This is a genomic window from Leifsonia sp. KNZ12-8B (genome assembly GCF_056755495.1).
This window is the reverse complement of sequence record NZ_JBPGXM010000166.1, coordinates 1-7,037: the sequence shown is the minus strand read 5'-3', so window position 1 is coordinate 7,037 and position 7,037 is coordinate 1. Positions and strand designations below refer to the sequence as shown.

10 protein-coding genes are annotated in these 7,037 nt (G+C 68.1%); 4 read left to right on the top strand and 6 right to left on the bottom strand.

Features of this window, described 5'->3' with window-relative positions:
• Window positions 1-100: 100 nt before the first annotated feature.
• Window positions 101-994, bottom strand: coding sequence for a helix-turn-helix transcriptional regulator (locus ACR9ZG_RS17250; RefSeq protein WP_481286074.1), 894 nt, complete (start codon window positions 992-994; stop codon window positions 101-103).
• Window positions 995-1,139: 145 nt separating this feature from the next.
• Here ACR9ZG_RS17250 and ACR9ZG_RS17245 point away from each other — a divergent pair, with 145 nt between their 5' ends.
• Window positions 1,140-1,976: an SDR family NAD(P)-dependent oxidoreductase gene (locus ACR9ZG_RS17245; protein ID WP_481286073.1), complete on the top strand. Its 837-nt coding sequence runs from the start codon at window positions 1,140-1,142 to the stop codon at window positions 1,974-1,976.
• On the opposite strand, the gene ACR9ZG_RS17240 is transcribed toward ACR9ZG_RS17245, so the two are convergent.
• The 4 genes from ACR9ZG_RS17240 to ACR9ZG_RS17225 form a co-directional block, all read right to left on the bottom strand.
• The gene (locus ACR9ZG_RS17240; RefSeq protein ID WP_481286072.1) at window positions 1,977-2,408 is read right to left on the bottom strand and encodes a YkvA family protein; all 432 of its coding nucleotides are present in this window, start codon (window positions 2,406-2,408) and stop codon (window positions 1,977-1,979) included.
• A 44-nt stretch (window positions 2,409-2,452) separates the two neighbouring features.
• On the bottom strand, window positions 2,453-3,382 hold the full coding sequence (locus ACR9ZG_RS17235) for a cation diffusion facilitator family transporter (RefSeq protein WP_481286075.1): 930 nt from the start codon (window positions 3,380-3,382) through the stop codon (window positions 2,453-2,455).
• Between the two features lie 104 nt (window positions 3,383-3,486).
• On the bottom strand, window positions 3,487-3,867 hold the full coding sequence (locus ACR9ZG_RS17230; protein ID WP_481286071.1) for an ArsR/SmtB family transcription factor: 381 nt from the start codon (window positions 3,865-3,867) through the stop codon (window positions 3,487-3,489).
• Window positions 3,868-3,932: 65 nt separating this feature from the next.
• Complete coding sequence (locus tag ACR9ZG_RS17225; protein ID WP_481286070.1) at window positions 3,933-4,268, bottom strand: hypothetical protein; 336 nt, start codon at window positions 4,266-4,268, stop codon at window positions 3,933-3,935.
• 549 nt (window positions 4,269-4,817) lie between these two features.
• On the opposite strand from ACR9ZG_RS17225, the gene ACR9ZG_RS17220 reads away from it, so the two are divergent.
• Window positions 4,818-5,189 (top strand): hypothetical protein, encoded by a 372-nt coding sequence (locus ACR9ZG_RS17220; protein ID WP_481286069.1) that lies wholly within the window; start codon window positions 4,818-4,820, stop codon window positions 5,187-5,189.
• A gap of 210 nt (window positions 5,190-5,399) precedes the next feature.
• Window positions 5,400-5,867, top strand: a complete 468-nt coding sequence (locus ACR9ZG_RS17215) for a hypothetical protein (RefSeq protein ID WP_481286068.1) — start codon at window positions 5,400-5,402, stop codon at window positions 5,865-5,867.
• A gap of 58 nt (window positions 5,868-5,925) precedes the next feature.
• Here the strand turns inward: ACR9ZG_RS17215 and ACR9ZG_RS17210 are convergent, their stop codons facing one another.
• The gene (locus ACR9ZG_RS17210) at window positions 5,926-6,210 is read right to left on the bottom strand and encodes a hypothetical protein (RefSeq protein ID WP_481286067.1); all 285 of its coding nucleotides are present in this window, start codon (window positions 6,208-6,210) and stop codon (window positions 5,926-5,928) included.
• Window positions 6,211-6,631: 421 nt separating this feature from the next.
• On the opposite strand from ACR9ZG_RS17210, the gene ACR9ZG_RS17205 reads away from it, so the two are divergent.
• The coding region (locus tag ACR9ZG_RS17205) for a hypothetical protein (RefSeq protein WP_481286066.1) at window positions 6,632-7,037 on the top strand (406 nt) is incomplete at its 3' end.

Here is a 7,037-nt window from a genome sequence, read left to right as displayed (position 1 = left end):
GTCCTCCGCCCCACCGGACGGTCCCCCGGCTGCCGGCCCGCCCGGCAGCACGGGTCCATCCTGACATGGGCGGCCGGCCGGAACGGGACTCAGCCGGATGTCACCCCGGATCGCGGGGCAGCTGCCGGGCGGCTGCGGCCGATCCGGCCGACTCGGCCCAGTTGCCGAGGAGTTGGAGGCGGTCGGCAGACGCCGAGCCGGGCTGTGCCGAGAACACCAGCATCTGGAGGCCACGGTCGGAGGCGAGGTCCATGCTCTGGAAGGTGAGATCGAGGTCGCCGACCACCGGATGATGGATGCGCTTGGTGCCGGTGCGGTGTTCCCGCACATCGTGGGCGCCCCAGAGCTTCCGGAACAGTTCGCTGCCGGTCGACAGCTCACCGATCAGGTCGCTGAGCCGGCGGTCCCAGGGCGAGCGGCCGGCTTCGGCGCGCAGGATGGCGACGATCTGGCGCGTGTTGCCCTCCCAGTCGAGGTAGAAGGTCTGGGCGCGCCGGTCGAGGAAGACGAAGCGGGCGGCGTTCACGGGCGGCTGGATGCCGTCGAACATCTCGGAGAAGAGGGCGCGTCCGAGCGTGTTGGTGGCGACCGCGTCTAGGCGGCCGTTCTGGACGAAGACGGGCACCGTGGACATCGCGTCGATGGTCTGCCGCATGCCGGCGGTCAGCTCTGACGGCCGTGCGGGGCGGCGCCGCTGCGGATGCGCGCCGGCGTTGGCGGACCGCACCAGCTCGAAGAGATGGGAGTGCTCCGCCTCGTCGAGCTGCAGCGCGCGGCTGACACCGTCGATGACGGCTTCGGAGACCCCGGTCGCGTTGCCGCGCTCGAGGCGTTTGTAGTATTCGGCGCTCATCCCGGCGAGCAGTGCCACCTCTTCACGACGGAGACCGGGAACGCGGCGACGGCCGCCGTAGTCGGGGAGGCCGGCCTTCTCCAGCGTGAGTCTCGCCCGGCGCGAGGTCAGGAACACGCTCAGATCGTCGTGGACGTCCATGCCTCGACGCTACGCCGATCGGCGGTCGGGAGAGGGTCCCTGCTGGTGCACCCATAGGGCGGGCCACGCTCACTCGTCCGCGGAGAGGTTGACTCGAAGAGCCGGCCGCGTGGCCGGCAGCGAACGTCAAGGAAGGCATCACCTCATGAGCAACGTGTGGTTCATCACCGGAGCCGGCCGCGGCCTCGGCATCGACATCGCCCAGGCGGCGCTCGCCGCCGGCCACCAGGTCGTCGCGACCGGCCGCGACCCGGAGAAGGTGCTCGCCGCCGTCGGTGAGCACGAGAACCTGCTCGCCGTCGCGCTGGACGTCACCGATCCCGCCGCCGCCGCGTCGGCGGCCCGGGCGGCCGTGGACCGCTTCGGCCGTATCGACGTGCTGGTGAACAATGCCGGCAACTTCTACGCCGGCCACTTCGAGACCACCAGCCCGGCGCAGCTCCGCGCCCAGATGGAGACGAACTTCTTCGGTCCGGTCGACGTCACCCGTGCGATCCTCCCGATCATGCGCACGCAGCGCTCCGGACAGGTCATCACGATCACCTCGGCGGCCGGCCTGATGGGTCAGGAGTTCGTCGCCGCCTACGCCGCGTCGAAGTTCGCCCTGGAGGGCTGGATGGAGTCGCTGCGGTACGACGTGGAGCGATTCGGCATCAGAACGATGGCTGTGGAGCCGGGGTTCTTCCGCACCGAGCTGCTCGTGGAAGGCTCCTCGACGATCTGGCCCGAGCTGCAGATCGCGGACTACGCCGAGCTCACCGAACAGACCATCGAGGCTTGGAAGGGCATGAACGGCCTCCAGGTGGGCGACCCGAAGAAGCTCGGCCGCGCCCTGGTCACCCTCTCGGATTCGGGCGACCTGCCGTTGCGGTTCCTCGCGGGCGCGGACGTGATGGCCGACGAGGAGCGGAATCTCGCCACCATCCAGGGCCAGATCGACGCGCACCGGGAGCTGTCAGCGTCGCTCACCTTCGACGCCTGATCAGTCCCGGCCGCCGGGCCGGGGGATGCGCGCCAACGTCAGGAGGCTGTTGAAGCCGCCCGGCGTCCCCGGCCAGTTGCGTTCGAGAGCGTCGTAGCCGGCGTGCCGGGCGGCGAAGCGCAGCGCGACGATGGTGATGATCGCGTCGTCGGCGTAGCCGATCCCGGGGAGGAAGTCCGGGATGAGGTCGATCGGGAGGAGCAGGTAGGCCAGGAGCCCGTACAGCCACCAGCGGGTGCCGCGCGGCACGGCCGGGTCGGTCGCGAGCCGCCGGATCAACCGGATCACGTCGGGCACCAGGCGCAGGATCGCGCGCCAGTCGACGTCGCGGCCGGCGCGGCGCTGCTGGACGAGCAGGACGATCACCAGGGCGATCCAGATCGCGAGCAGTGCGATGAGCACGCCGATGATGGTCCAGATCCAGTCGGGCACGATCACCTCCTCATCCCCGCGTCACGGTCGCCATGCCACGAGCGTCACGCGGGTCGCGCGCGCCGCGACTCGTCGGCAGGTGCGATCTCCAGGTGCAGCTCGTCGAGCGTGTGCAGGTGCTCCCTGGCGTGCTCGCGGGCGGAGGCGGCGATCCGACGGGCGTCCCCGAGGCCGGCCGCGTCGACGGCGAGCTCGGCGCTCCCGTGCAGCCGGTGCCCGACCCAGCGCAGCTGCACACGCGGCACGGCGACGACGCCGGGTGTGTCGACCAGGGCGTGCTCGAGCCGGTCGACCAGGTCCGGCTCGATGCCGTCGAGCAGCCGCCGGCCGATGCTGCGGACGGTGCCCCAGAGCAGGACGATGATGGCGGCCGAGATGAGGAGCCCCACGATGGGGTCGGCGAGGGGGAAGCCGAGCATGACGCCGAGCGCCCCGATCACGACGGCGAGGGAGGTGAAGCCGTCGATGCGGGCGTGGACGCCGTCGGCGACCAGAGCGGCCGAGCCGATGCGCTGGCCGACGCGGATGCGGTAGATCGCGACCGCCTCGTTGCCGGCGAACCCGATGAGCCCGGCGACGATCACCCAGCCCAGGTTCTCCAGCGGGTGCGGATGGAAGAACCGGTCGATCGACTGCAACGCCGCCACGACGGCGGAGAGCGCGACGACGGCGATGATGAACAGCCCGGCGAGATCCTCCGCCCGCCCGTACCCGTACGTGTAGCGGCGGGAGGCGGCCCGGCGCCCGATCACGAACGCGACCCAGAGCGGGACGGCGGTGAGGGCGTCCGAGAAGTTGTGCACCGTGTCCGCGAGCAGGGCGACCGAGCCGCTGAACGCCACGATCACCGCCTGGAGCAGCGTGGTGGCGAGCAGCACGAACAGGCTGATCTTCAGCGCCCGGACGCCCTCGGTGCTCGCCTCCATGGCGTCGTCGATCGAGTCGGCCGCGTCATGCGAGTGCGGGACGAACATCCCGTACAGGAAGCCCAGGAACCCGGTGGGGTGATGGTGGCCGTGGTCGTGGTCGTGGTCGTGGCCGTGGTCGTGGGGATGCTCGTGCGCGTGGGCGTCGTGGATCACGCGGACGCCTCGTCCTCGGCGGTCGCCGCCGCGTGGTGGTGGCGCGGAGTCCCGCCCAGGGAGTGCTCGGCCTGGAAGATCGCATCGCTCACCAGCCGGCTCGCATGCTCGTTCTCCAGCCGGTAGAACACGCGCTGACCGTCCTGGCGGGTGGCGACGATGCGGGCCAGCCGCAGCTTCGCCAGGTGCTGCGACACGGCGGCGGGCTGCTTGTCCAGGATGTCCGCGAGGTGGTTCACCGAGAGCTCCCCGGCATCCCGCAGCGCCAGCACGATCCGCACCCGGGTCGCATCCGCCAGCATCGCGAACACCTCGACCGCGAGCTCGACGTACTGGCTGTCGGGCAGCCGACCGCATATCGGCTTATCTGCATGCATACGCAGATTAAAGGGCAAGCGGTGGGGGAATGCAAGCGGGACGGCGCCCCGCCTGATCTGCGGAGCTAGGTGCCGCCGTGGACCACGCCGGCGAGGAGCATGAGCCCGAACACGTCCACGGTCACGAACACGATCGACACCAGCGCGATGAGGACGACCACCACGGCCGCGTTGACGAGCCGCAGCGCCAGGTGCCCGGTGGTGGCCGCTGTGGTACCGGCGTACGCGCGGAGCATCGCTCCGGACGCCGCGAACGGCAGTGCCATCGCCGTGCCGAGACCGCCGAGAAGCGCGCCGACATCGCTGGCGGGCACGGCGAACACCGACACCAGGAGAACCACCGGCGCGACCACGCCGAGGAAGACGGCGATGAACAGCTGCCCGTGACCGGTCCACCACACTCGGCGGGCGAAGCGAGGCAAATCGGCCGGCGGTCGGCGTCGCCACCATCGCACTTCGGCGACCGGCGGAGCGATCCCGAACGGGGGTGTCCTGTCCAGTCCTTCTGAAGGGCTTCTCATGAAAATTCGCTTGTTATGTGGATTGGCTGCTGGATAGGTTTTCGATTGCTGGTCGGGGGATCGTCACGGGGCGTTTGCCGGCACGCGGAAAGTGTGTGTCTCGTGGGTGAAGTGATCAACACCCCTCCAGGCGGCCTGCTCGGCATCATCGCACGCGAGCTTCGTTCCCCTGAAGGGTGGGCGATGAGACATGGCCGCGGTGCCACCATCCTCATGGTGTCCATCTACGTTGGGTCAGCAATCCTTCTCATCGGTCCCGTTCTCATCTGGGTGTACGGCTGGAGTGCATTCATCTGGGCGCCAGTGGTTGTGGGGGTGTCGGCGTTCCCTGCCGCCTGGTGGCTCAGGCCACGGCGCCCTCGAAGGGAATCTGCGTATGAGCCTTGGCTGTCATGACGATCAGTCGGTCGTACTTGGTGGGGAGCTCTAATGGATGAACGCACGCTGGAAGAAGAGTTCCTGATCGAGGGCTTGATGGGTCTTCTGGATATGTCTTGGGCGATAGGTGTAGCCGCCCATTCGCTCGATGACGAGAGCGATATCAAAGCCGCTGCAATTGGCCTTGTCGTGAAGTTGATCCTGGAGGACAAGGTGGTCGCAGGCAATCTGGAGGAGGGCGGAGCGTTCGTGCCGACCGACAAGTCGCCGGGTGATGCCGCAGTCGATCAGGTTCTCGCGCTGCTCACAGACTGGTCGTCGAGTTACCCCACCCCAGGCGCGGTGGGCTGGTTGCAGTCGACGGAGAAGGGTGATCTGATAGCGCGGCAGAGGCTTGAGCGCGAGGAAGCGGAAGCCCATTAATCGGCGGGCGAATAGCGAATATTCGGCGTTCCCATCGGGCGCAGGCAACTGGTGGTTCGATGTGGACAACGCCGCACATGGGTTCGCCGGTGCGACCTGCGGACGGAACGGTGCAGGCGCGGCACGTGCGAGTGGTGGTCACGAGTGAACCGCTCTCGGACAGCCGAAAGCCGCGGATCCCATGGCCGCAGGCGAACCATAGGCGCACGCGTGCTGGCAGCGGCGAACGGTTCGGTCATTGCTGTGTCGACGACGCTGGGCCTGCTGGCGCTGCCTATACACGACGTGCGAAATCCCGTCATCGTGCTCCTCTGCTGCCTCACCGCGCTCATCATCTCCTCCGTCGGGATGTTCATCGCGCTGTACCTCTGGGGAGCCCGCGGGTTGGTGCCGGACAAACGCGGCTTGGCTCCCATGTACAGATCCGTCCGCGCCTACTCGAGTTCGCTGAAGGGTCGCGCTCTGGCGTTGGCTGTCGTTGTGGTCCTGCTCGGGGTGGCGTTCTTTGCTGCCGGGATTGTGCTCAAAGCTGAGGATCGGCTCCTTGCGAACGCGCTGGGCGGTTACGGGATCGCCATCTGGATCTCAGGCATCGGGCGCGTGTGGGGCTCGGCGCTCATCGGGCATCGAGTGACTCCACCGCCATTTGCAGTCGACCGAGGCGGTGAGCAGCGGTGATGTCGAGGGCTTCGCCGCGCGCCCGGCGAACAGTTGTCTTGCTCCTCCGTGCCGCGGCTTATGCAGTGTTCGTGGCCGCCGCCCTGACCTGTTCGGCGGGAAGCGTCTTGCGCACGTGGGGTGGCTGAACGTGGCCGCCAACGTCGTCACTGGGGTCGGCATCGGCCTGTTCGCGCTGACCGCCATCCTGCTTTCGGCGTTGGCTGCACGGAGGCGCAATCTGTCGAGCGCGCTTCGCCGCGCGATCGGACACTGGTGGCGTGACGATGGCGAGTCTGTCCGCTGGACTGTGGTTGCGATGCTCGCCGGCAGTGCGGTCGTCACCGTCGTCGGGCTTATCCATGCCCCCAATCGTTCCTCTGTTCATGCGAGTCACGGGGGGGTACATCTTGCAGAACTCCGCAGGGAGCCATGTGATCAGTCAGAGCGCGTACGAGCTGTATCACGTGGCCGCGGTGTACTGGGAGCCCCTGGGTTCGCTCATGTTGATCACCGGTTATCTGATCCTGGTGACGTACGGCCTGACCTACCTGATGGCGCACCCCGCTCGGGTCGATCCTCGCGGTGGTTGGGCTGCTGACCGTGGGACGGAGCCGACGTGGTGAGCGGCCGTGACGGAACGATGATTCGATCGCCGAACCGACGGCGTGCGGCGATCGTCACGGACGACGGTGTCTTGGGAACGTCGCCAGACGATGCTCGGGTGCAGTTCCTTCCGGACCGCCCATGCATCTGCCGCCGCCGGGAGCGAGGCGAAAGGAACGATGGCTGAGGCGCTGTCCGCGAGGCGCTCGCGCAGAGGTCTGCTTCCGTCCCTCGTGTGTTTTGAGATCGTTGGACTGATTTGGAGCGCCGCCTCGGTCGCTGCTGGCAACACTGGATACTGGCCTATCTGGCTGATACTTGACGTCATGATATTCGCGCCGCTCACGACGGTGATCAGCGGTGGCGCGGTCTTCCTCGTCGTGCGCGGCTTCGAGCGCTGCGCGCCTGAGCTCGGTCGCGTGTGCGGAGCGTTGACCGGTGCAGCAATAGCTACGTCGGCTTGGGCCTGGCGGGTTAAGGACCTGCCGTCTGAGTACCCGGTCGCGTACGTCCTGACGGTGGCTGCCGCCGCAGTCCTATCGCTGTCGTTCTTTGCTGTGTGGCCGCCCGGGGCGAGGGTCCGCG